The sequence below is a fragment of the Endozoicomonas sp. ONNA2 genome (assembly GCF_024606365.1).
In the GTDB taxonomy this organism is placed as follows: domain Bacteria; phylum Pseudomonadota; class Gammaproteobacteria; order Pseudomonadales; family Endozoicomonadaceae; genus Endozoicomonas.
This window is the reverse complement of sequence record NZ_JAHHPO010000921.1, coordinates 1-2,424: the sequence shown is the minus strand read 5'-3', so window position 1 is coordinate 2,424 and position 2,424 is coordinate 1. Positions and strand designations below refer to the sequence as shown.

At 47.5% G+C, this 2,424-nt stretch carries 2 protein-coding genes; one reads left to right on the top strand and one right to left on the bottom strand.

Features of this window, described 5'->3' with window-relative positions; translation table 11 throughout:
- Window positions 1-77 precede the first annotated feature (77 nt).
- A complete protein-coding gene (locus KDK14_RS16370) occupies window positions 78-1,022 on the top strand; it encodes a hypothetical protein (protein WP_257266247.1) in 945 nt (314 codons plus the stop codon).
- Between the two features lie 92 nt (window positions 1,023-1,114).
- On the opposite strand, the gene zapE is transcribed toward KDK14_RS16370, so the two are convergent.
- Complete coding sequence (gene zapE, locus KDK14_RS16365) at window positions 1,115-2,203, bottom strand: cell division protein ZapE (protein WP_257266246.1); 1,089 nt, start codon at window positions 2,201-2,203, stop codon at window positions 1,115-1,117.
- Window positions 2,204-2,424 lie beyond the last annotated feature (221 nt).

The window sequence follows — 2,424 nt, the reverse complement described above, 5'->3', positions numbered from 1 at the left end:
TTACAAGGTTCAACTGCTGAATTTAGGTTGAACAGTGTTGAATTCTCGTTCACTCGCTGTATTTTGAGTTTTTAATTATGAGTTTTCCTGTAAACAATCAGCGCTCTGACTATCCCCCGCCGAGCTACGACGAAGTGATGGCGGCAGGCTCTGTCACTGCATCAGGTGTTGCGGTGATTCCTGAAACGCAAAGGATGCTAAAGCTGCAAAAACTCGCAGACCAATATGAATTTTCAAACAGCGCAGTATGCAAACTTCGCCAACTGGAAAATTACCATATTGTGGTTATCGCTGACGACAGTAGCTCAATGACTCATCATGCCCGTCGGGTTTCTGAAGAAGATCCTTTCGGCTATGTACCTTCACGTTGGGATGAACTTTGCCGACGGGTAGGCGTAATCATTGACCTTGCCACAACATTGAACAAAGATGGCCTCGACATCTATTTTTTCAACCGGGGTACCTTTCGCAATATTACTGATCCGGAAAAGGCTCGGGAGTATTTCGAGGCTCCCCCTGCAGGGAATGCATCCCTCAGGCCAGTTTATGAGCAAGTAGTGAGAGATAATCAGAGAACTAAACCGGACAGCAAGGTCCTGATTTTTATCGTAACAGATGCAGAGCCAACCCAAAAAGACACACAATGTCTAAATACCAGCTTTGATGGTTGGTTAAAGTTCAGGGATACCCCCCGTCAGTATCCAATTTCAATTATGGTGTTCAAGGATTCCCAAATAGATCTTGACTGGATTAATACTCTGGACAGAGATTCCACTGCTGTGAATTTTAGCCGTGATTACCTGGTCGAAAAACGGCATGTAGAAGAGGTGCAGCAGCAGAAGCATTATTTCGAATTAAGCGAAAAACAATACCTGTTAAAATTCCTGCTGGGTGCTATCGACCCTGTTTATGACAGGTTGGACACAAAAGAGCTTACTTCAGAGCAGTTGGCTGAGTATTGGGTTGGTGAATCATCTCCTCAAACTGCGTTGCAACAACTGAAGCAATGTATTCTGGTGTAGCTGCGATTTTTTACACAATCTTTTTTAACACCAGAAGGCTGTCCGAGAATAGCGCCCGTAGCAAGAAATTGAGGATAAAAACTCCTCTCTGCCTATGGTTTGTGAGGCCGGGCCAAGTACTCAGTAGACTGCATTTCCTGCAAGCGACTGCGTGTTCTTTGAAACTCAAACGACAGCGTACCACTGCCATAGAGCGCTTCAAGATGAACTTCACAGGATAAAATCAGTTTTACGCCCCGGTCATAGAACTCATCAACCAGATTGATGAAGCGACGGGCCTGATCATTGCGATTGGCATCAAACCGGGGGACAGCCTGAACAATGACTGAGTGGTACAAGTGGGCGAGTTCAATATAGTCATTCTGGCTGCGGGGACCATCGCACAGATCGGTAAAGGTAAACCAGGCCACATCTCTACTTGATTTCACGGTGTTAATAGGGCGCCCTGATATTTCAAGGCTCTGGCCCGTCTCAATATGATTCGGGTCCGCAGCCAGTTCTGAAAAGATCTGCTCCAGTTTTTCATGGTTTATCTTATTGAGCGGCCAGTAGTAAGTTTCAGCTTGCTCCAGAAGACGCAGGCGATAATCAATAGTGCCATCAACATTCACCACCAGGGTGTGCTTTTTAATCAGGTCGATGGCCGGCAGGAAACGGGCTCTTTGCAGCCCATCCTTATAGAGAAGGTCGGGATCCACATTCGATGTGGCGACCAATGTAACGCCCCGCTGAAACAACTGTTCCAGCAAACCGGCGAGGATCATGGCGTCCGTGATGTCGGCAACAAAGAACTCGTCAAAGCAGATGATCCTTGCCTCTTTGGAAAGACGTTCAGCGACCATTGACAGCGGATTTTTTTGCCCCTCCAGTGTCTTAAGCTCGGCATGCACCCGGCGCATAAAGTGATGGAAGTGCATGCGCAGCTTGTCCTGAAAGGGCAGACAGTGATAGAAGGTGTCCATCAGCCAGGTTTTACCCCGGCCAACGCCCCCCCAGAAATAGAGGCCACGCAACGGCTCCCGGGTGTTGCCCAAGGCACTTTTAATCCTCTTGAGAAGTGATTGTGGTTGGATCAGCTGTTCATAGAGGTTTTGCAAGTGTTTTACCGCCGCAGCCTGGGCCGGGTCCCTGCTAAAACCTTTTTGAGTGATATCCCTCTGATAACAAGCTTGCGGGGTCATAATCATATACTGGTGGATAAAGGGGCGCTGCTTATTGAAAGGGGCGCTGCTTATTGAAAGGGGCGATGCTTATTGAAAGGGGCGATGCTTATTGTTTTCAAATTGCCAGCCAGGAGGCTGTCAATGTAACTGGACTTCGAGTGGGTGACAAGGCTTGTCTGAGGCACCTTAGGAATTGTCTGAAAATAACTTCCACATATTCAGATGTTCCACCGCAATCA